General features: G+C 39.4%; 18 protein-coding genes and 1 riboswitch. Of the genes, 16 read left to right on the forward strand and 2 right to left on the reverse strand.

Translation table 11 applies throughout. From position 1 onward, the window contains the following. Positions 1-158 precede the first annotated feature (158 nt). Positions 159-1,103: an ABC transporter substrate-binding protein gene (locus tag Q0376_RS06825; protein WP_298705639.1), complete on the reverse strand. Its 945-nt coding sequence runs from the start codon at positions 1,101-1,103 to the stop codon at positions 159-161. Beyond that, positions 1,100-2,128 carry a sirohydrochlorin cobaltochelatase gene (locus tag Q0376_RS06830; protein ID WP_298705642.1) on the reverse strand — a complete coding sequence of 343 codons (1,029 nt, stop codon included), beginning with the start codon at positions 2,126-2,128 and terminating at the stop codon, positions 1,100-1,102. Before Q0376_RS06830 ends, Q0376_RS06825 begins: the two co-directional genes overlap by 4 nt. 198 nt (positions 2,129-2,326) lie before the next feature. Then, positions 2,327-2,533, reverse strand: a riboswitch (cobalamin riboswitch). Positions 2,534-3,264: 731 nt separating this feature from the next. Between Q0376_RS06830 and Q0376_RS06835 the strand changes: the two genes are divergently transcribed. From Q0376_RS06835 to Q0376_RS06910, 16 genes are all read left to right on the forward strand, one after another. After that, a complete protein-coding gene (locus Q0376_RS06835; RefSeq protein WP_298705645.1) occupies positions 3,265-4,134 on the forward strand; it encodes a sirohydrochlorin cobaltochelatase in 870 nt (289 codons plus the stop codon). Positions 4,135-4,293: 159 nt separating this feature from the next. After that, complete coding sequence (locus tag Q0376_RS06840; RefSeq protein WP_298705648.1) at positions 4,294-5,157, forward strand: sirohydrochlorin cobaltochelatase; 864 nt, start codon at positions 4,294-4,296, stop codon at positions 5,155-5,157. A gap of 172 nt (positions 5,158-5,329) precedes the next feature. Continuing rightward, the gene (gene cobI, locus Q0376_RS06845) at positions 5,330-6,037 is read left to right on the forward strand and encodes a precorrin-2 C(20)-methyltransferase (RefSeq protein WP_298705650.1); all 708 of its coding nucleotides are present in this window, start codon (positions 5,330-5,332) and stop codon (positions 6,035-6,037) included. Positions 6,038-6,119: 82 nt separating this feature from the next. Beyond that, a complete protein-coding gene (locus Q0376_RS06850; protein WP_298705652.1) occupies positions 6,120-7,646 on the forward strand; it encodes a cobyrinate a,c-diamide synthase in 1,527 nt (508 codons plus the stop codon). Between the two features lie 18 nt (positions 7,647-7,664). Further along, positions 7,665-8,207, forward strand: a complete 543-nt coding sequence (gene cobO, locus Q0376_RS06855; RefSeq protein WP_298705654.1) for a cob(I)yrinic acid a,c-diamide adenosyltransferase — start codon at positions 7,665-7,667, stop codon at positions 8,205-8,207. Between the two features lie 232 nt (positions 8,208-8,439). Further along, positions 8,440-8,832 (forward strand): class II SORL domain-containing protein, encoded by a 393-nt coding sequence (locus Q0376_RS06860; protein WP_298705657.1) that lies wholly within the window; start codon positions 8,440-8,442, stop codon positions 8,830-8,832. A gap of 242 nt (positions 8,833-9,074) precedes the next feature. After that, a complete protein-coding gene (locus Q0376_RS06865; RefSeq protein ID WP_298705660.1) occupies positions 9,075-10,304 on the forward strand; it encodes an aspartate kinase in 1,230 nt (409 codons plus the stop codon). Between the two features lie 154 nt (positions 10,305-10,458). Further along, complete coding sequence (locus Q0376_RS06870; RefSeq protein WP_298705662.1) at positions 10,459-13,371, forward strand: insulinase family protein; 2,913 nt, start codon at positions 10,459-10,461, stop codon at positions 13,369-13,371. Between the two features lie 193 nt (positions 13,372-13,564). Continuing rightward, on the forward strand, positions 13,565-14,008 hold the full coding sequence (locus Q0376_RS06875) for a hypothetical protein (RefSeq protein ID WP_298705665.1): 444 nt from the start codon (positions 13,565-13,567) through the stop codon (positions 14,006-14,008). An 85-nt stretch (positions 14,009-14,093) separates the two neighbouring features. Then, complete coding sequence (locus Q0376_RS06880) at positions 14,094-15,356, forward strand: hypothetical protein (protein WP_298705668.1); 1,263 nt, start codon at positions 14,094-14,096, stop codon at positions 15,354-15,356. Positions 15,357-15,386: 30 nt separating this feature from the next. Then, positions 15,387-17,015 carry an OstA-like domain protein gene (locus Q0376_RS06885; protein WP_298705671.1) on the forward strand — a complete coding sequence of 543 codons (1,629 nt, stop codon included), beginning with the start codon at positions 15,387-15,389 and terminating at the stop codon, positions 17,013-17,015. Positions 17,016-17,177: 162 nt separating this feature from the next. Next, on the forward strand, positions 17,178-18,050 hold the full coding sequence (gene galU, locus Q0376_RS06890; protein WP_298705674.1) for a UTP--glucose-1-phosphate uridylyltransferase GalU: 873 nt from the start codon (positions 17,178-17,180) through the stop codon (positions 18,048-18,050). Positions 18,051-18,355: 305 nt separating this feature from the next. Continuing rightward, positions 18,356-19,096 carry a hypothetical protein gene (locus tag Q0376_RS06895; RefSeq protein WP_298705677.1) on the forward strand — a complete coding sequence of 247 codons (741 nt, stop codon included), beginning with the start codon at positions 18,356-18,358 and terminating at the stop codon, positions 19,094-19,096. 192 nt (positions 19,097-19,288) lie between these two features. Then, positions 19,289-19,783 carry a biotin transporter BioY gene (locus Q0376_RS06900; RefSeq protein ID WP_298705680.1) on the forward strand — a complete coding sequence of 165 codons (495 nt, stop codon included), beginning with the start codon at positions 19,289-19,291 and terminating at the stop codon, positions 19,781-19,783. A 15-nt stretch (positions 19,784-19,798) separates the two neighbouring features. Next, the gene (locus tag Q0376_RS06905) at positions 19,799-21,019 is read left to right on the forward strand and encodes an acetyl-CoA C-acyltransferase (RefSeq protein WP_298705683.1); all 1,221 of its coding nucleotides are present in this window, start codon (positions 19,799-19,801) and stop codon (positions 21,017-21,019) included. A gap of 59 nt (positions 21,020-21,078) precedes the next feature. Continuing rightward, positions 21,079-22,515, forward strand: coding sequence for an AMP-binding protein (locus Q0376_RS06910; protein ID WP_298705686.1), 1,437 nt, complete (start codon positions 21,079-21,081; stop codon positions 22,513-22,515). Positions 22,516-22,873: the final 358 nt, after the last annotated feature.

Raw genomic sequence — 22,873 nt, forward strand, 5'->3', positions numbered from 1 at the left:
AAATTTTACTAAAATTAAAAATGAAAGTTACACAATAAAAAAGGAGTTCAGCCCTTAAGAGGGAGAACTCCTTTTTATATACTACTTTGTATGTTACTTTATATACTACATATTTCAATAAATATATGCATAGAGTTTTAAGGCTCCTAGCGGTTTGTTTAAAAGACTACTTCTTTATTGTAGGCTAATTTCACTAATTCAGCCATGGCATCTGGTGTATAAAGACCAGGATTTAATAAAAAGCGATTGGATGGTAAATAAAAGACCTTGTTATTGCGTACGGCTTTTAAATTCTGCCAAGCTGGATTTGTGGTCATTTCCTTTTCCATGGTTTTAGTAATATCTTCTTTTTTGCCCATAGTGGAAATAAAGATAATGTCCGGGTCATCTACAGCTAGTTGTTCTAAGGAATAGGGAATTGTTTTAGCTGATTTGTCGTAATCCCCTTGAAGAACTACATTATCCATGCCTAGCTCTTTGACCATGGAGGCTGTAATGGCTAGCTCAGTTTCGGCTGTTACGGCCTTAGCAGTAGCGCGTAATACGGCGACTTTAGCTGGCTCTTCTTGATGGGCTACGGCTTTTACGGCTTCAATCTTACGATTGTAATCGGCCACTACAGCATTGGCTTTAGCTTCATTGTGCGTTATGTCTCCTAAGAATAAGAGTAGGGGCACATTGTCCTTAATACCATCATACGTAATGAGCACATACGGAAGCTGATTGCTTTTTAATTGTCCTTCATACTTACCGTGCTGATTGCTTAAACCAAGGACTAAATCAGGTTGTAAGCCTAGCAAGGTTTCCATATTAATATTTGAAGTAGAACCTATAGAGGGTAATGATTGAAACTCTTCAGGTACTGGTTCAGTACTATCCACTCGATCGATGGATTTGCCATCCACGGCATGTAATAGATAGAGTACAGAATTGCTCAAGGTGGCAATGCGCTTAGGATTGGCAGGCACCGTGTATTCCTGTCCTTTGTAAGTAATGGTGCGCGTGCTTTCATCTGCAGTAGTGTTAGTTTTACCGCAACCAGCTAGTACGAGTAGGGTACAAGCTAGTAAAGCTAATATGGTTAAGCGAAGTGGTTTTATCATTTTTGTGCCTCAACATCATTTTCTAAGGCCTGCCAAGCTTCGTCAGCACGGGCTGCATAAATATGGCGAATAGCTTCATTTTCGCCTAGGCCATGGATATATGTATCCACTTTAAAGCCTTCCGCTATTAATTGTGATTTATGTGAATCTGGCTCGTCACCAGCCATGTCATTGGTGGCATGGTCACCGGCAACCATCATAAATGGCATTAAGGTTACATGAGTAATACCTTTTGCCTTTAACATAGGAATAACTTGTTCAAGGCGAGGATGTCCTTCTACTGTATAAAGATAGGTGTTAGATAAGCCTAGGGAATTGATACGGTCTTGAATTACTGAATAGTATGCATTTGATGGGTCTGGTGTACCATGTGCCATGAGGAGCACTGCATCTTGAGGTCCTTGGTTAGGGAATTGAGTGGCTACAGCTTTTACTACGGCTTCCACATCATCAGCTTGCTCTTCTTGGCCCATCCAATACATGAGGGGCGTGCCCATAGTCATTTTTTTGAAATTATGTTTGTATCCATTAAAGACTGCGGATTTATAATTGTATTCAATGCCAGGAATTACATCAAGTGTTGTTAAGGCCACCCGAGTGTAGCCTTCTTTTTGAAGTTGGTCTAAGGCCTCTTCCGGCGTTGGGTAGGTAATACCTTCGTTGGCTTTGATGCGATCAATAATAATATGAGATGTAAAAGCAGTTACAACTTTTGTATTAGGATGTTGGGCTTGAATTTCCTCTACCGTTTTAGTGATTGTTTTATCGCGCGTATCTTTAAAGGTAGTACCAAAGCTCATGACTAGAAGTGCGTCTTTATTTGGTTTAGCGAGCATAGTAGGGTCAGTTGAAGTATAGGTTTTAACACCTAGTTGAGTCGCTTCTAGTAATGCTGGTGTAGCTGTTTTGACTTCAGAACTCAAGGTGTAGGCAGCGTGGACTTCAGGCATAACATAAGTGACTCCAGTTAATGCGGTAATAGCAAGAGCAGCGCTAAGAGTTTTCTTCAAAAATTGTTGTTTCATTTTTTTATCCTCCCTAATTATAAATAAAGCCTCCACCAAAGCGAAGAATCGGTGGAGGTATCATGTATGGCCACAGCTCTGTTAAGATGTACTATGATTATAGTACATCGCCCTTGTGAGGTGGTTGCTTTGCCTAGTTATCTAGTTAGTGAATCTACATTATATTGACACTGATCTACCTATCCATCGCTCGTGGGTTAATGGTAATCCATGTTAGGCAGTTCTTCTGGCTCGAGTTCTTCGTGTACATCCCCTTCCCAGACGCTAGATTTTAAATACATAGATAAATCTAGACCTGTGTCCAGTGGTATATTGATGGCACTCCCTCATACAGCGGCGGGACCGCGACAGCGTTTACTGTACTTCTCTATTAAGTATGGCTACACCTAAAATGGTCATATTAGTTTAATTTCATCATAGCAAAATTGTAAAGTAAATGTCAATTTAACGGCTTAGGGAATAGAGAAGGAGACAGTATAATTATTGAAAGTCTTTATTAGCTTATTCTACTATGAGTATGGTGTTTTTCCTTAACTTTCTCTAGTTTTCCTTGAGTATTTAGAAATAAATAACTAGATTTATGAATAAAATATGTTTAAAATGTATAAATAATCATTGAAAATGTATAGATATATTGAGAGTTATTATATAATAATAAGAATAGATTAGATTATTCTTCTCACTTGAAGTGGTGGTGTGGAATCATATAAATATAATATGTACCTGAATTATTAGAATCTGCAGAATCCCCTATATGTCTCTAACTTACGTTCATTATTTGACTATATTGATATTAATCGAACTGCATCGTAAAAATTAGATTTACTCTATGGAAAATCAATTAAAATTTGAAATTATCAATGATACTCAATGATAATTATTAAAATGAGAAAAGTTCTCATTGACTTAATTTAAAAATTAACGTATTATTATACCAACGAGAGAATGCGGGACATATATTTATTTTCTTTAATTTAAAGAGAATTATGACCATTTTCTGACACATTATAGGAGCCCATCTAGGGCGGTAAGATATGGTATAACACATATTATAGATTTTCATCTGACAGATCGGAGTGGATGTTCTCATCTAGTGGATGACGAGTATAGGTATAGTAGTATCGGAGGATTATCAAATGAGTACAAAGGGTATCATTTTAGCAACATTTGGTTCTATTTATGGGGAAGCTGTAGAAAAATCAGTAGGCGCCATGGAAGAAAAAATTAAAAAAGCCTATCCTGATGCAATTGTTCGTCGTGTATTTTTAGCCGATGCATTAATTGAAAAGTGGAACGAAAAGTATGAAGTGCCTGTACATTCTTTAGGTACAGCTCTTAATGAACTTAAGGCAGCTGGTGTTATGGATGTATTTGTATTGCCTTTTGCTTTAGTCGCAGATCAGTGCTATCAGAAGATGCGCAAAACTATTGGGGCTTTTAATTATAATAGTGAACGCAATGCTATGCGTATTCATGTAGGCAAGCCTTTATTGAGCTCCTTAGGGGTAAAAAATTATGCTGATGATTATGTATCAACTATCGATGCGATTATGAAACATATTAATATTCGTGCGTTAAATAAATCCGTTTTATTGATGGCTAATGGTCAGAATCAATTGGAATTTAGTGCATTGCAATTAAAATGTCTATACGGCAATGGTCAAAATGTGGCAGTATTTACATCTAATGGCTTTCCTAATTTTAAGCAGGCATTGACCTTGTTAGAGCGACTTGATCATAAAGAAGTACTCGTTGTGCCTCTTGCTTTGATTGGGTCTGAACATTTAATGGACTTCCTCGGCGGGGAGCGCTCTGACTCAGTAGCTACATTATTAACGGAAGAAGGTTATGGAGTGGCGATTTGGAATGAAGGTCTTGGGGAAAATCCATTTATTCAGGAATTATTCCTTAAACATTTGGCCCAGTCTATTCGTATGATTGAACGTAAACAACAGTCAGCGAATCAATATAAAAGTGAGAGTCAATCCTCTAATGTAGCAGTTTAATTGATACAACTCCATATAAACGGTCCTTGTTTTGAGGACCGTTTTTTAGTCTTGCCTATATAGGACCGTTTTTTTAGTTTTGCCTATATGTGTTATATTTAATAGATAGACAGTAGATACTATTGTATTTGACATATAATTGTGCTTGAAGGAGGCTTTATGAAACAGGCAATTTTAGTGGTGGCCTTTGGGACCACCGTAGAGCGGGCGCGAGTTCGTCAAATTGATGCGGTGGTAGAATATATACGAAAGCAATATACGGAATATGAAGTGCGTTTGGCCTTTACGTCGCGCATAATTGTAAAACGATTGCGCGAACGGGGCGAGCATATATTAACTGAAATGGGGGCCATGGAAGCTTTAATTGCGGAAGGATATACTAAGATAATGGTGCAGCCTTTGCATTTTACTGGTGGCGAAGAATTTGATAAATTAAAGCAAAATATTTTATCCTATAAAGAGCAAGTGGAAACAATTCGCATGGGCCGACCTTTGTTGTATTTTATGGGCCAAGAGGATCGACCTGATGATTATGATATATTAATTAATGAATGTATCCGCCCCTTACTAGCGCGTGAAGTAGCCTCGGAGAATGGAGAGGGCTTATTGTTTATCGGACATGGTGGAATTAATGTGGGCAATGCGTGCTATGGCCTGTTACAATTAAAATTATTGCGTCAAAATTTAGCACAAGTGCGTATTGCAGCCCTCGAATCCTATCCTATGGTAGAGGATATGGCCTTGCCTTGGGAATGGCTAGATGGAAGAAAGCCTAAGCGAATTCATCTTCATCCACTATTATTGGTGGCAGGTGACCATGCCTTACATGATATATTTGGTGATGATGCAGAGAGTATTGAATCGCAATTAGTGGCCGCTGGTTATGAAGTGATTCGCCATGAAAAAGGTTTGGGCGAATATGAAGTAATACAAAAATTATATGCTCAGCATCTCGCTGATGCCATAGCTAATCGGTATGAAGGGCGAGGCACAGATCGACCACCAATTCCTACGATTAAGTAATTTAGTACATGGTGGTGTAGTAATAGATAGTAAATTATGGCGTAGTAACAGGTAATACATTAAGATGTAGTAACAGGTAATATATTATGGCGTAGCAATAAATTTTGGCGTAGTAATACGTAATAATAAGTATAAAAATAACAATTATATAAGGAATATAAAGGAGTAAATGATGAAGGGTAAATTATATGGTATTGGTGTAGGTCCTGGTGATTCTGAATTATTAACGGTGAAAGGGGCCCGCTTAATTAGTGAGGCTGATGTTATTATTACACCAAAAACAGAAAAGAAAGATGGCTCAGTAGCCTTACAGATTGCCAAGCCGTATATTGAAGATCATACGGATATTGTACCAGTAGTATTTCCCATGGTAATGAATGAGTCACAACAGGCGAAAGGCTGGGAAGAGGCGCGCCAGATTATTGTGAGTCTACTAAAAGCTGGGAAGAAGGTAGTTTTTTTAACCTTAGGTGATCCTATGTTTTACAGTACTTACATGTATGTGTATGGCTTGGTAGAACAGGCTGGGTATGAGATTGAAACGGTGCCAGGCGTGACTGCTTATTGTGCTATCGGTGCACGTTTAGGCTATCCTATTGTAGAAAAAGAAGAAGTGCTCGCTATTGTGCCAGCGACGGCGCCAAAAGAAAAAATCGACAAAGTTTTGGCTGTAGCTGATGATGCGGTTATTATGAAGGTATATCGCAATTTTGCAGATGTACAAGAAACTTTGAAAAAATATGATATGGCTGACAATGCGGTAATGATCAGCCGTTGTGGCCTGGATGGGGAAGAAATTTACGAAAATGTAGCAGAATTGCCGAGTGATTTAAAATTAAATTATTTATCCACTATTTTGACAAAGCGAAAAAATCGCTAATGTGCTAGGCTAAGCTAATGTGCCAGGTTAATTAGAAAATATGGCTTTGCAATGAAACTATAGGTTTAAGGAGGTGACGCAAGTGGAGCAAGTAAATCAAGTAAATCAAGTAAGCTGTCCTCGAATTGTAATTGCTGGCACGAATTCAGGGGTTGGGAAAACTACAATCGTAGCTGGTATATTACGCTGTTTAGTGAATCAGGGGTATGCTGTACAAGCTTTTAAAGTAGGACCTGATTATATTGATCCAGGCTTTCATAAAGAAGCGAGTGGACGGGATTGTTATAATCTAGATACGTGGCTAGTGCCTGCACATAAATTAACAGATTTCTTTGCCCATACTACGAAAGCGGCGGACCTAGCTGTTATAGAAGGGGTTATGGGTTTATATGATGGTGGTCGCGATGGTATCAGTTCCACCGCAGATATTGCAAAGCGCTTAAAAGCGCCTGTGGTGCTTGTCATAGATTGCAAGGCCATGGGTGAAAGTGCGGCAGCTATTGCTAAGGGCTTTCGCGATTATGATAAAGATGTACAATTTGGTGGGGTCATTCTTAACCGTATTGGCAGTCAAAATCATGAAACCATGATTCGCCAAGCCTTGGAACGCTTGCAGATTCCTGTGTTGGGAGTAATTCATCGAGATGAACGGATGAAGTCGCCAGAACGTCATTTAGGATTGACCCCTGTTACAGAGCTTGATGTGAGTGAAACTTTGCGAGTCATCAGTGAATGTATGGCGGAAAGTATTGATTTTCCTGTATTAATCGACTTAGCTCATAGGGCAGTGCCACTTGAGACGAAGGCAAAGGGGAACACTTCCATATGTGCTGTAGAAGCAGAGTGTACTACCGGTGATGAAGAAATGGATGGCGTTGCTGATGGCATTGAAGTAGACCGTGCTACCGGTGATGTAGAAGCAGACGGCTCTACCGATAGTATAGACATAGACCGGCCGGCTCTAGTGCGAATTGGTATTGCCTATGACGAGGCCTTCTCGTTTTACTATCCTGCTAGCTTAGACGCATTAGCAGAAGCGGGGGCTGAGTTGGTGTATTTTAGTCCCTTAAAAGACAAAACCTTACCAAATGTTCAGGCCCTTGTTTTTGGTGGTGGCTTTCCTGAAATGTTTTTAAATCAGTTAAGCCAAAATGAAGCCTTGCGTAAACAAATTAAAGAGGTGGCCCAAAGAGGCATGCCCATATATGCAGAATGTGGTGGTCTCATGTATTTATGTGAGTCCGTCGTAGATTTCAATAAACAAAATTTGCCTATGGTGGGCATAGTTCCTGCTACTTGCACTATGCAAGAGACATTGCAACGAGTGGGGTATGTAGAGGCGACGGCCTTAACTGATACAGTGTTAGTAAAACAGGGGCAGACTTTGCGAGGTCATGAATTTCATTTTTCTACCATGGACATACATCCTGCGATTGGTGAAGACGCATTTCCATGGGCCTTTCGTTTTGAAGGGGGGCGCCAACGACAAGTATATAAGGGCGGTTATAGGACCGATACCATATTGGCATCGTATTTGCATATTAATTTTGCCGGCCATGAAGAAGCGGTTCGACGATTTATTGAAAAGGCTAGACGGTGTACATTTTAAAGCTTAAGGAGCTATTGTATGGATGGATTAATTATTGTTAATACAGGGCCTGGTAAGGGCAAAACTACTGCAGCCTTAGGAACTGCGATGCGCGCCGTAGGGCAAGGATTACGGGTTTTGATATTACAATTTATAAAAGGCGCCATGAATTATGGTGAATTGCAAAGTATTGAAGTACTTCAAAAGGCGGGCCTGCCTATAGAAATTCGTCAAATGGGAAAGGGCTTTGTATATCATAAGCAAAAAGGAAGTGCTGAAGAAATCCGTGCTCATGAAGAAGCGGCCGCTGCTGGTTGGCAGATGGTGGAGGGGGAAGTACATTCCAACGCATGGGACCTAATTGTACTAGATGAAATTAACTATGCCATAGATTTTGGTTTGGTAGATCTAAATAAGGTAGTGAATTTGTTGGAACAGAAACCGAAGGGATTACATATAATCTTTACAGGGCGCAATGCTAAAACTGAAATCATAAATCTCGCTCATACGGTAACAAATATGGAACAAGTCAAACATGCTTATGAGCAGGGCATAAAAGCTGTTAAAGGTATAGAATTTTAATTTAAAAGGAAATCTATGATGCCTTAGAAAGGGACTATTTTACTTATATATTAAAGATAAATATATCGAATAAAATAGAATTAGTGCTTGAAAAAATAACTCTATATGCGTATAATTAAGTTGTAGATAAACGATTATCATTAGCCGTCATTTAGGGGCTGTGATAGTCAAAATGATTAAAACTATAAGAGAGTTCTTATAGATTGTTTGTATCTCCAAGGGGGTTATAATCATGGCATTAAGTAACTATGTAAAATCTGCAGACTTTAAAAATGAAAAACACGTTCCTGTAATTACTGCTCCTGATACAGTAGCAGCAGGTGAAAAAGTTCGTATTGAATTAGAAGTGGGCAAAGACATTGCACATCCTAATACAACTGAACATCATATTGCATGGATTAAATTATATTATGTAGAAGAAGGCACAACTCTTCCTTACGAAGTAGCTCGCTTAGAATTCAACGTACATGGCGAAGCTGGTGCAGGCGCTAACGAAGGCCCTGTATTTGCTGAAGCTGCAGGCGTTGTAGTAGCAAGCTTCAAAAAATCTGGTAAATTAATTGCTACTTCTTACTGCAATATCCATGGTCTATGGGAATCTGAAAAAGATATCGTAGTTAAATAATTAAATACATAATAGATAAGTTATTATGTGTACAAGAAAGCCGAGCATATGCTCGGCTTTTTCTTTGCCTAGTTACTTTACAGATAGCCCTTATATATGGTAAAGTACTTTTATATATTTTTATATGTTAGCTCAATTGTAACATGCCCTAAATTATATCTCAAAAGCACTGTAAGGGCATGGCCGTACCATTGTAACTAACTAATTCGTATAGTTATTTTGAGATGTAAAGAGGGATTGCTGTGGCCTTAATTGTTAAAAAGTTTGGCGGTAGTTCAGTAGCTACACCAGAAAAAATCTACAACATAGTCAATCGCGTATTGCGCGATAAAAAAGAAGACGACCGCATCGTAGTGGTTGTTTCGGCCATGGGTGACACTACCGATGATTTAGTGAGCTTAGCAAAACAAGTAACGTCCCGTCCATATGGGCGTGAAATGGACCGTTTGTTGTCTACTGGCGAGCAAATTACTATATCATTAATGTCCATGGCATTTATGGAAAAAGGACAGCCTGCTGTATCGATGACAGGAGCTCAAGCAGGTATCGTAAGTAGCGATAATTATGGTAAGGGACGTATTTTACATATTGATCCAAGCCGTGTATTTGCTGCTTTAGACGAAGGCAATATTGTTGTAGTAGCCGGATTCCAAGGGATTACTGATTTGGGGGATATTACGACTCTTGGCCGTGGTGGTTCTGATACAACAGCGGTAGCCTTAGCAGGGGCTATGAAAGCTGATGTATGTGAAATTTTTACCGATGTAGAAGGCGTATACTCTACAGATCCACGGATTGCACCTAATGCACTTAAATTGCCAGAAATTACATATGGCGAAATGTTAGAGATGGCCCGTTTAGGCGCTGGGGTTATGCAACCTCGTGCTGTAGAAATGGGCGTTCGCTATGGCGTGCCAATTCACGTACGCTCTACCTTTAGTGACAATGAGGGGACAATGATTCGGGAGGATTATACTATGGAAGAGAATAAACGCACTGTAATTGGTGTAGCAGATGATACAAATGTAGCAAAAGTGTCTTTAATTGGTGTTGAAAATAAACCAGGCGTAGCTCATACTATTTTCCAAAGTTTAGCAGATAAAAATGTGGACGTTGACATGATTGTACAAAGCATTCGCACTGTAGAAGACCAAGTGACGGATATTGTATTTACTATTACTCGTGATGATGTAGTTCTTGCTAAAGAAGTGATGGAAGAATTAAAACAACATATTCAAATGGAAGACTACAGCATTAACGAAAACATGGCTAAAGTATCCATTGTAGGTGCTGGCATGTTAGGGCAACCAGGCATTGCAGCGCAAATGTTTGGTATTTTTAGCCAAGAAGATATTAATATTGAAATTATTTCCACTTCTGAAATCAGCGTAGCTTGCTTGATTGATGAAGCTCGTGTAAAAGATGCCATTCGTGCTATTCATGATAATTTAGTAGTGAATAATCGCGGCTAATACATAATAGAACTCACCTTCAGCTTTGGCTGTAGGTGAGTTTTTTAATGAAAAAATCTATCATTTGTGATACTATTAAAGGGTAACTTAATTAATATTACAAGCAAAAATAAATAAATTTACTGTATATAGGACAGAAAAAGGAGCATTATATATGAAACAAAATGAAATATATTCTGGCTTTCGCGTGGAGCGAATTGAGCCAGTAGCAGAACTCAATAGTAAGGCCTATTTATTAAAGCATGAGAAGTCTGGAGCCCGCTTACTCTATATCGATGCAGAGGATACTAATAAAGTCTTTTCCGTATCATTCCGCACACCTCCTAAAGATAGTACTGGGGTAGCACATATTTTAGAACACTCCGTACTCTGTGGGTCTCGTAAATTCCCTTTAAAAGAGCCCTTTGTGGAGCTTGTAAAGGGGTCTTTAAATACATTTTTAAATGCCATGACCTACCCAGACAAGACTATGTACCCAGTGGCGTCTAAAAATGACAAAGATTTTCACAACTTAATGGATGTGTATTTGGATGCTGTATTCTATCCGCGTGTAGCTACTGACAAGGAAATTGTCATGCAAGAAGGTTGGCATTATGAATTGGATGCCCCAGAGGATGAATTAACTTATAAAGGCGTGGTATACAATGAAATGAAGGGCGTATACTCTTCTGCAGATTCCATTTTAGATACGCATATGATGGCCGAACTATTCCCAGATACTACATATGGTGTTGATTCTGGTGGGAATCCAGATCATATTACAGATCTAACATATGAAGGATTCCAAAAATTTTACCAACAATATTACCATCCATCCAATAGCTATATGTTCTTATATGGCACCATGGATATTAAAGAACAATTGAAGTTTATTGATGAAGAATATTTATCTAATTTTGATGCCATTACAGTAGACTCTGAGATTGCCCTTCAGGCTCCATTTGAGGCTGGTAAAGTGGCGTCTTATGCATATGGCATTGGTTCTGAAGATGATCCTGCAGGCAAGACTATGCATGCCCTTACCTATGTAATGCCTGAGATGGATGTGGAGAAGAATTTAGCTTTTGATATTTTAACGCATGCCTTATTGACATCACCAGCAGCACCTTTAAAAGAAGTGCTTGTAAAAGCTGGTATTGGCAGCGATATTAGTGGATATTATTTAGAAAGTTTGCGTCAGCCAATCTGGAATATTACTGTAAGTGGCTCGGAAATGAAGGAGCAAGCCCGTTTGCAAGAACTCGTTGAAGCAGAGCTTACGCGCCTTGTACAGGAGGGGCTTGATAAGACCTTGTTAGAAGCGTCCTTGAATATTACAGAATTTGCTCTTCGTGAAGCCGATTTTGGTGGCCGTCCTATTGGCCTTGCCTATGGTATTCGCGTAATGGACCAATGGCTTTATGGCAAAGATCCAGTGGCCGTACTTCGTTATGATGGAGCCTTAAAGGCTATTCGTGAAGGTCTTAAGACCACATATTTTGAAGATTTAATCCGTCAATGCATTTTAGAAAATAATCATAAAGCCTTAGTGTCTATTTATCCTGAAAAAGGGTTACAAGAAGAAAAGGAACAGGCCGAACGCGATAAGTTAGCTGCTCTTAAGGCATCGTTGAGTGATGAGGACATTGCTGCTATCGTGGCGGACACTAAAAAGCTTAAAGCCCGTCAAGCCGCAGCCGATACAGAAGAGGCGTTGGCGACGATTCCTTTATTGGAACTTTCCGATTTGTCGCCTAAAGTGGAGCATATTGAACGTCATGATGAAATGGTAGATGCAGGGCGTTTACATTTTGTTCCCACCAATGCAAAAGGGATTAATTATACGGCATTTTACTTTAAATTAACAAGTCTATCTGAAGAAGAGCTATTCTATGCTAATGTGATTAGTGATATTTTAGCTCGCGTCAATACGAAGTCGCGCACCTATGATGAAGTAGCTAAAGATATTAACTTAAATCTTGGTGGCTTTAGCACTGATGTAGTGGGCCTTCCCAAATATAATGAGCGCAATGCCTATGTGCCATTACTTGTAGTCCGTGCGAAAGCCTTACATAGTAAATTGAGTGATTTAACACGCCTTGTATCTGAACTGCTAAATACTAGCTCTTTTGATGATGAGGGGCGTCTTACTGAGCTTGTAAATGAGTTAAAAACTGTGTGGGAAACAGAAGCTTTCCGCCGCGGCCATACTATCGTATCTAATCGCGTAATGGCGCAAGTATCAGACATTGGCAAATTCCGTGACTTAGCAGGACTTACATACTTTAAGCAATTAGCTGATGTACTTAAAGATAAACAGGCTATGGCTGAATTACCTAGCAAACTAAGTGCTGTAAGCAAGAAAATATTCCGTGCTAATAATGTGGACATTATGTTTGTTGGTGAAGCACCAGAATATGAAGTGTTCAAAGCTCAAATGAGCGAGGTATTGCCGACTTGGTCACATGAAAGCTATGAAGACAATCAATTACAATTGACTGGGGCTTACGAAAATGAAGGCATTGTCACTGCTGGTAAAGTACAGTATGTAGCACAAGGTGGTAACTTCAAAGACCATGGCTTTGCCTATGTGGGCGCTATGGGCGTATTAGAAACTATTTTGCGTTATGAGTACTTGTGGACGCGCATCCGTGTGCAAGGTGGTGCGTATGGCGCTTTTGCTAATTTCTACAACAATGGCAATATGGTACTTTGTTCATACCGCGACCCTAATTTGACGGAAACTCTTGATGTGTATAAGGAGTTAGCTGAATTCCTTCGTCATTTTGAAATTTCTGATCGTGAAATGCGCAAATACATTATTGGAACCATGAGTAATTTAGACATTCCTATGACGCCAGCTCTTCGTGGTCCTCGGGCGATGGGATTATATTTTGGTGAAAATAATGAAGGGGCAGCGGAGAAGTTTAGAGAAGCTGTTATTGCAACACGCACTGAAGATGTGCGCGCTTTAGCCGATGTAGTAGAGGCTGTTATGGGAGATTCTCACATTAGCGTAATGGGGAATGAACAGAAGATTAAACAGGCTAGCGAAGTACTTGGTCAAGTAAATACATTGCCACAATAAAGGACAAATTTGTCGATTTATGGTATAATTTAATGAATGAGCAAAGGCTCTAAGTGCTTGCTTAGGGCCTTTGTTATTGAAGAAATAAATTATGTAAATATGTTTTATCGCTCTTGGCTTTGAACTTATTGTGCCATCCATGATTCAGTGGCGGCATGAAGTCCAAGTAGCCCATTACAAGGAGGACGTACATATGAAAAAGAAATTATTAGCAGCAGCTCTTGTAGCATCTCTTACATTTTCTAGCGGTATGGTAGCCACTACACAGGCTTTTAATTTAGGTAGCTTTTTAGGCGGCGCCTTGAAAATTGGCGGTGTAGGTGTTTTAGTAGATAAATTTGGTGGTCAAATCAATGACTTCTTGAATCAGATTTTAAGTCAAAATAATTTGAGCACTACCTATACAACTAAAGTAGTACCAATTGTAAGTATTGGTAACAATGGTTACATTGGTGCCGCACAGGTAACAGGTCCAGCCTCTGAAGTAGAACGCGTACAGGCGGTTGCTCAATTAGAAGCTAGCTTCAACAATGTAGCTCGCATAAAAGGTTTAGTGCCAATTGATAGCAAAAACCCAACTAATGCAACTCGTATTCAAGGTGTAGGCGTATCTGCTATTATTGATATCAAGATTTAATCTAATTCCTAAGATAAAATGACACAATGTAGGCAGTTAACGGAACTGCCTTTGCTAAAATAGTTCAAATAGCCGTGGAGGAAATATGAAGAAACAAGTCGTATTGTTAGCTGTGGCAGCTTTGTTTTCAGGACAAGTTTGGGCTGCACCAGAGACTGTATTAGAAAAAACAGATGCTTTGGAGAACTCGATTTATGGTTCTACCCAAGTAGGGGCATTAGTGGACCGCGTAAATCAGATTAGCCAAACTGTATTTGGAAAGCAAAGTGAAGGAACTATTACCTCCCGTGTTGATTCACTTTATGGCTCTATTGCCAATAGCTCGCAAGGACATGTGTCAGTAGAGCAGCAATTAGCCATGCTAGAGTGGTCTTATCAAAATAAGGTTGAATCTGGTTCATTAGTATCTCGTGTTGAACATTTAGAACGCAGTGTAAATGGTCGCATTGAAACAGGTGCTTTAGAGTCACGAATTCAAACTCTTAGCAAAACGATTAATGGTAAGCCATTAAAATTAACCTCTCAAGTAGGTACTATTAATAATACAGAGGTTTTTTCAGTTACTTTAGATACAGCCATTTCTACAAAGTCTAATAAAGTGGGCGATACATTCGATTTTACTGTAGCGGATGACATTATGGATGGCAATGTATTACTAGTGCCTGCTGGTACTATGGGCACTGGCCATATTTCTGAGATTAAATCGGCCTCTTCCTTTGGTCGCAATGGCAAATTAGATTTAGTGTTTGATTCAGTAGAAACTATTAATGGCGATACATTTACAGCCATTCAAGGGGAAGAAGCAAAGGCTAAAACTAAGCAAGAATTAAAAGCAGCTGGTGCTTCTGTGGCTGGTGCTGTATTACTCGGCCCAGTAGGCCTTGTAGGGGGCTTTTTTGTAAAAGGTAAGAATATTGAATTACCAGTGGGATCCACAATTTATGTACAGCCTCAAGAAGTAGTTACTGTACAGGGCATTGTAGTTGGCGGTGATGGTCTACCTCATGGTACAAGTGGTTCCATTACAGAGGGCAACTATGATGATTATGAATTAGGGAATCCTGATGAAGCGGTTACATTAGTCCCTGCTAGTGGCTCAAGTGATGCTGTAACCGATGAAGAGACTGTAGACCATGATGCGGTAGATGCGGCAGATGACAGTGCTAGTGAAGTTGAAGAAGATACAGAACATCAAAGTGTAGAAGAAGATACGGAACAGCAAAGTGTTGAAGAAGATACGGAACAGCAAAGTGTTGAAGAAGCGGGCGATACTGATGAAGAGGTAGAGGAATCTTCCACCGTGGCGTCAGCCCCTTCACAACCTATTGTTGTGGTAAAACGAAATTAAAAAATATTACATGAATGAGGTAATTAGTAAATGGTAAGGAAAAAGGCGAAGTATGCTTTAAGTGCGGCCTTAGTTTTGATGCCCTTGGTGGCAGTTCAGGCGGCGGATTTAAGTCAAGCTACCGATGCTAAAGAGAGTAGCGATGCATCAGCATTAGCTTTACAGACTACAGATCAAAGCAATAGTAATACTGCGTATTCACAGGGACGCTTTGAAGAGTCTGACCAAGAGTATAATCAAAATACAGCAGTAACGATTAATGAGGCGGATAATTTACTAAACCCTCCCATTAAGGTTGTGCGCCGCGGTAAACCAGTAGGTCCTGCTGACCCTGCCACATTGCCAGTACGAGTTGATGCTGATAGTATGTATTACAGTGATTTAACAGGTAATGTAGTGGCTGTTGGTCAAGTAGAAGCACATCAGGGCAATCGCGATGTATTTACGGAGAAACTATTAGGTAATAGTAAGACTCAAGATTATACTACAGAAGGGCCATTTCGCTTTTTAGAGGATAAAGGGCATACAAAGGATCTTACAGGGGCTAATTTACAATTTAATAGTGGCACCAATGCTATGACTGCACCGGATGTAATAGGCTTTGTAAAGCCTTATTATGTAAAAGCTGAATTGGCTGAGTTTGATGGTAATACCGGCTTGATTACTAATGGTTGGCTTACAACAGAGCATGCCATGGCATATAAAGGGGTTCCAGATTATCGCATTGAAGGCTCTACCATTGAAGTATATCCTGGTGACAAGGCGATTATTAATGATGCTAAGTTATTTATCAAGAATGGCAAAATATTAAGCATGCCTCGTTATGTTGTATCCTTACGTAAAGATGAATCTAAAATTAATATCTTCAGCCTCATTCCACGACCAACTTATAATAGTGATGATGGCTTTGGTTTGAAAGGTAGCATAGAGTATCCAGTAGGCGAACATGGCGAGCTATATTTTGACTACAAATGGATGACTAAGGAAGGCTTTAAGCCAAGTTACGGGTATCGCCATTACTTCCCATGGGGCGGTATGCGCTTTGGTGTAAGCCGTGAATCAGCTACGTTAAATGCTAGAACTGTATGGGTAGAAAAGCAGCCTGAGTTCTCTGTTTATACTTATACGTACCATATTGGTAATACGCCATTCACTGTTCGCGGTGAAGGAAATATAGGCTATTGGAAAGAAGATTATATTAAGGGTAGCCATAATATGATTAAGGGCGAATTGAGCCATGATGCCATTCGCCCAACTAAAAATACTAGCTTACGCTTCCATTTAGGCTATCAACGAGATGAATATGGTTACAATGATTTAACAAGAAGTATGCCATATTGGGGCGTTAATGCAAGCTGGAGAGTTAATAGCAAAGTTTCTGCTTGGTCATCGTATAAGCAACACAATATTGATGAGCGTTCTAATTCTCCATATCCATTTGACCGAATTGATATTCGCCGCAATTGGACTACAGGTTTATCTGTACAGGTAAGTCGGTTAGATCGTTTGAGTATTAGTTTAGAGCGAGACGTTCAAACTGGTGAGCTTCGTTATGTAGATTATACTTGGTATCGTGATATGCACTCCTTTGAAGGTTGGTTGACCTATCAATCAAAACAGAAGAAGTGGAGCTATACAATAGTGGCTAAGGACTTCTAAACTGTAACAAGAGCTAGGTGGTCTAACCTATAATGAGTACATAGTTTAGGTAAGTAAAATTGTATAAACCTGTCATGCTCTAGCGTGGCAGGTTTATCTTATGTGACTTGAGAGTTCTAGGGATGGGGCATATTATTAAAATTTGGTTAAGTGAGGTAGATTATGAAAACTGTTAGAAAAGCTGTTATTCCAGCGGCCGGTTTTGGTACGCGCTTTTTGCCTGCAACGAAGGCACAACCAAAGGAAATGCTTCCCATAGTCGATACTCCGGCAATTCAATGTATTGTTGAGGAAGCCTTAGCTTCTGGGATTGAAGAAATTCTAATCATTACAGGCCGCAATAAACGAGCTATTGAAGATCATTTTGATACGAGTGTTGAACTAGAGCAATTATTACAACAACAAGGTAAACAACAACAGCTCAATATGGTACGTTCTTTAGCAGATATTCGCGTTCATTTTATTCGTCAAAAAGCTCCAAGAGGCTTAGGTGATGCTGTTCTTTGCGCTAAAGCTTTTATTGGTGAGGAACCATTTGCCGTGCTGTTAGGTGATGATGTAGTATACAATCCTGAGTACCCTTGTTTGAAACAATTAATCGATTGCTATAATGAGCGTGGTGGCACTGTACTAGGCGCTCAGTATGTACCTCATGAAAAAGTTAGCTCCTATGGCATTGTAGCAGGCAAGCAGATTAGTGAGAATTTATATGAAGTGGAAGGCTTAGTTGAAAAGCCAAGTCGTGATTTGGCACCGTCTAATTTGGCTGTATTAGGCCGTTATATTTTAGAGCCAGAAATTTTTGAATTATTAGAACATACACCACAAGGAGCGGGCAATGAAATTCAGTTAACCGATGCATTGGCTCGTCTCTCAGGGAAGGTATATGCCTTAAATTATGAAGGCAAACGCTATGACATTGGCGATCGCTTAGGCTATTTGCAGGCTACGGTTGAATATGGTTTACGCTCTCCTTTATTTGGAGACGAATTTAAACACTATTTGCTACAATTAGTCGATAATTTGGAAAAATAATATAAGCCCCTCTGTTTACAGCAGATGAATTAGATTGATACTATACAATCAGTTCGCTCTGTAAATAGGGGGGGCTTTTTTAGGTGGTTCAGTGATGTAAATAAGTCAAAACACCTATGTTAACCATAAGGTAACATTGTGTTGACAAAATAAAAGGGCTTCTTTATAATTAAAACAGTTGTGAGCGACTACATAAAAAGTTAGTAAATATGAGGACTTCTAATACGTATAAGTACTAATCTGTGTGGGAGACCATAATTTATATGAGCTTATTATGTACGATTACTCTAAATTTAGGAGGATATATGGGGGACTCATGTTCAGTTCCATATGGGCAAAGGGATTTGCGCACATTATTTAATGCAATAATTGAGGCCTATCCAGATTGTCCCAAAAATGTAGTAATTGGTAAACTAATTTGGCAGTGGAATCCTGTTGATTCAGCTAATTCAATTCTTGCACAGCAAGAGGGCGTTCCTGATTATGGGAAAAAAGCGTTTTGGCTTTCAGTTCAAAGTGGTCCGATGAGATTACAAGAACTAGTTCAACACACCAATACGTCGTTTAGGCAAAGAGTGGAGCCAACAGGGCAACAAAATTTAGAATCATCGACAGCGTTACACTGCCCAACGGAGAAGCAAGAACCGTCAAAGCCTGTTAATTCAAACAAATTGAACTTTGCTGACCTAGATCAGTCCAGTATGACAGTAGCAGCTGAATTAAATGGTAACGATTCAGATGAAGCAAAGATTATATTTTCAAAAGAAACAATCGAACAATTTGTATTTCACATAGGTGATGAAAATCCCATTCACAGGGCACCTACATATATAGTGCCAGGTTGTTTAATTTTGGAAACACTCTTATTGCTATTAGGTAGTAAAGAGATTTGTGTACAAGATTTGACTTTGAAGTGTAAGCGACCTATTTATGCAGATCAAGTTATTGATTTAAACGTTGACTGCTGTAGTAACACTATTACTGCCACGGTTCAGGATTCAGTAGTGTGCACGGCTCAGTATCGTGTAAGAGAACAGCATACTTAGTTAATAGTTAGATATGTGTTATAATACATCGCAGTCTCGCATGTAGCTAATGGTTATATAATCATGGGTAGGCGGTTATAGCAAAATAGTTTAGCGACGTACAGACATATATTTGTTGGTATATGGTATAAAATACTAGGGATTAATATTTTAAAGGAAGTGTAGATTTTGAATACTCGTTTAATAACAAAAATGGCTTTACTTGTAGCACTTTGTGCAATTTCGGCATATTTATCATTCCCCTTGCCTTTAGTGCCAGGTATGGTAACTGCTTTAACTATTGTATTCTGTTTAATTGCTTTTATGTTGCCACCAAAACAGGCGTTTATTACGCTTTGTGTGTATGTCCTTTTAGGAGCTATTGGAGTGCCTGTCTATACTGGCGGATCTAGCGGCTTTGCTAAATTATTTGGTCCTACAGGGGGATTTATTTGGAGCTTTCCTATTGCCTACACTCTATTAAGTATTTTTAAAGGCCCCAATCGCGTAGTATCTTATTTCATTCGTGCCGTTTTAATTACCATTCCTATTACTCATTTAATGGGCATGGCCGGAGGTATGATTTATAGTAATCTATCCTTTATGCAAGCGTTTTGGAGTTTTTCGGCTCCTTTCATTCCTTTAGATATTGTAAAATGCTTTATTGCTGCTTGGATTGGCGTAGCTATGAACCGAGCAGGCGTATAGTCAATGGGGTTACCTATGGTAAAACACAATAATTTCTTTTCTAATGTATATATAATGGGCGGCCTCAGGACGCCCATTGGTGTTTATAAGGGGCAGTATAAACGCATTCGTCCTGAATTGTTAGGCGCGGCCCTATTAAATGAATTACAAAGGCGTGGCTATGGTGCGGATGAAATTATTTGCGGCAATGCAGTCGGCACAGGCGGTAATATAGGGCGCCTTATGGCGCTGTATTCTAATTATGATAGGGCTATTCCGAGTTATACTGTGGATATGCAATGTGCGTCTGGTGCTATGGCGATTATCCAAGGGGTTCGTGCTATTCAAAGTGGTATGGCAAGTCAAATTATTGCTGGCGGAATAGAGAGTTCATCGTTACAGCCTCTACGTGTGTATGCTGATTTAGATGCTAGACGTGGAAATGATTTGAGCCATCCCAAAGAGAGCGTATCAGCGGAATACTTGGTAGCGCAATTTTCACCTGACACAGTATCGCCCTTTGCTATGCTCGAAGGAGCACATCGTACGGCGATTAAGCATAATATGACAAAATCAGATTTAGATGCTTGGGTGTTGTATAGTCATAGCAAGGCTCTTGAAGGTCGCAATGACGAATTTTTGCAGCAACTGATTATGGGAAGTGATGAGCTTAAAGCAGAACTTACTAATTTAGGTGAAAACGATTTACTAGGATATATATCCCATTGGGGTACTGCTGATTTTAAGGACGAAAGTATTAAACCAAGGCTAACACAAAATGTATTAAATCGAATGCGTCCCATTTTAAAAGATACAGATTTATTAAATGGTGCCAATACTTGCTACACCCATGATGGGGCTGCCTTTTTAGGCTTAACCAAGGAGCCGCAAGAGTTTAGAATTGTGGACGTACTCACTTGGGCAGGGGACCCACAATATAGTCCGGAAGGAGCCTGGCACAGTACGGAGGCTATTTTAAAGCGAAATGAACTTACTATGGATAGCATTGATGCAGTAGAGTGGAACGAAGCCTTTGCAGTCATTGATGTATTGTTTGAGCGCGCCTATAAAGAACATCTTCATAAATATAATCAGCTAGGGGGCGCATTGGCGTATGGCCATGCCTATGGTGCATCAGGTGCTGTTAATGTACTTCACTTAATGGCGGCGTTACAGCGTACTAAAGGACGCTATGGTGTGACTTCTATTGCTGGGGCTGGTGGCACGGGGACAGCCATTTTAATTGAACGCGTTTAATTGAAGATTTGTATAGGCGGTACATAAAAGTACAACATAGTAAATTAGGGGGGCAGAATATGTTATTTCAACGATTAAAATTATATAGTGAAGTGCAGCCCCATAAAGTGGCATTGGCCTTTGAAACTCAGATTATAACCTATGAAGAGTTATGGGCCTTAGTTGTTACAGGAGACAGGACGCATAATCCTAATTCTTTGACATCAGACGAAGTTTACAGCTCCTTGACTTCAGAACAAACTTATACTTCACGGACTTCAGAACAAGCTTATTCTTCATGGACTTCAGAGAAAGTATATCCTTCCTTGACTCCAGCTAACGGATCTTTAGTTGAATTAATTCAAACTGATGATGCTAAAGAGGAGTTGGTTCGGTGGTTGCGCGCGTTGTATGGGAAGCGGCGGCCGATTATTTGTCATACAGATCTTAGTGAAGCACGATATAAAGCACTGATTGAACGATATGGTTTTATTTCTGAGGGCGCGTATTTTACATCGCGTCAGGAAATCCCAGAGGCGGCCTCCTTTGGCGTGCTCACATCTGGCACAACGGGGCTACCAAAAGTGTTATGGCGTAGTTTGCGAAGCTGGGTGGACTTTTTTGAGGAGCAGAATTGCGTTTTTAAAGTAAATCAAGATAGCCTTTTATTTGTTCATGGCAGCATGAGCTTTACTGGTAACTTAAATGCTTTGCTGTCCGCTTTATATGCTGGCGCTACAACTGTGGTGGGTAAAATTTTGCGACCTAAGCACTGGTATGAAGTATTAAAAGAGTGGCACATCACCCATTTATATATATTACCTACTAAATTGCGGATGCTACTGCCTTGTATGAAGGAGACTTTGGAGTCACTGAAAATTATTTTTACGGGCTCTCAGTTATTAGATTATAAATTAGTATTGAATTTAAAAAAACAGCAACCGCAAACAGAATGCATTTTATATTATGGGGCGAGTGAGTTAAATTACATAACCTATTGTACCTTTGATGAATGGTTACAAGAGCCTAATACAGTGGGCTATCCTTTTAAAGGCGTTACAATTAGTTTAGATGAGGATCATTGTATTGAAGTAGATACTCCCTATGGTATAGAAGGGATTTCAAGACCATTTACTGTTCATGATCGAGGTGAATTTTCCCCTACGGGACGCTTACTTTTTAAAGGGCGAGCTGATGCGATTATCAATCGAGGGGGCTATAAATTATCATTGCCTTATTTAGAATCCCAATTATTATGTATAGAAGGCATAGCTGATGTAGTGGTGTTAGCGGTGACGGATGAACTTCGTGGGGAACAACCTATAGCCTTTATAGTGCCCGAAAATATGGGATTGAAGAAGGAAATTTTACAGCATATTCATCATACATTTTTACCTAAAGAATGTCCGAGACAAATTATTTGGCTAGACGCAATGCCCTTAACAAATGCTTCAAAAATAGATTTAAATGCCTTACGGCGTTTATATGGTGAGGCAAAAGAGGGGTGTAACATTTAAGGCTTTTCTTGCCTGTTATGCCTTATAAAGCGCAAATAGAAGTGTAGAAATGACCTAAATGACATTGAGTGGCCCTATAAATTGATTTTTTGCAATTGGACTTTTTTCGATATGCATATAATATATAGTATAAAATATTGAAACTCGCTACAAGATATTGTATAATGAACAGGAAGTTAGTTATACAATATCTTTTTTATATGTGTAAAAATAGAAGTGCCAGTAGGGATTGGCAATGAGAGAGTTAGTGACTCCCAGTGGTCACTTAATTTTTTTCTGCTCTTTTGGCAAACTAGACATATTGCTTAGTATTGCTTAGCAATAGTTGCGAACAGTTGCCTACATGTGTTGTAGACGT

The sequence above is a fragment of the uncultured Veillonella sp. genome, from assembly GCF_937981445.1.
Classification (GTDB): Bacteria; Bacillota; Negativicutes; order Veillonellales; family Veillonellaceae; genus Veillonella_A.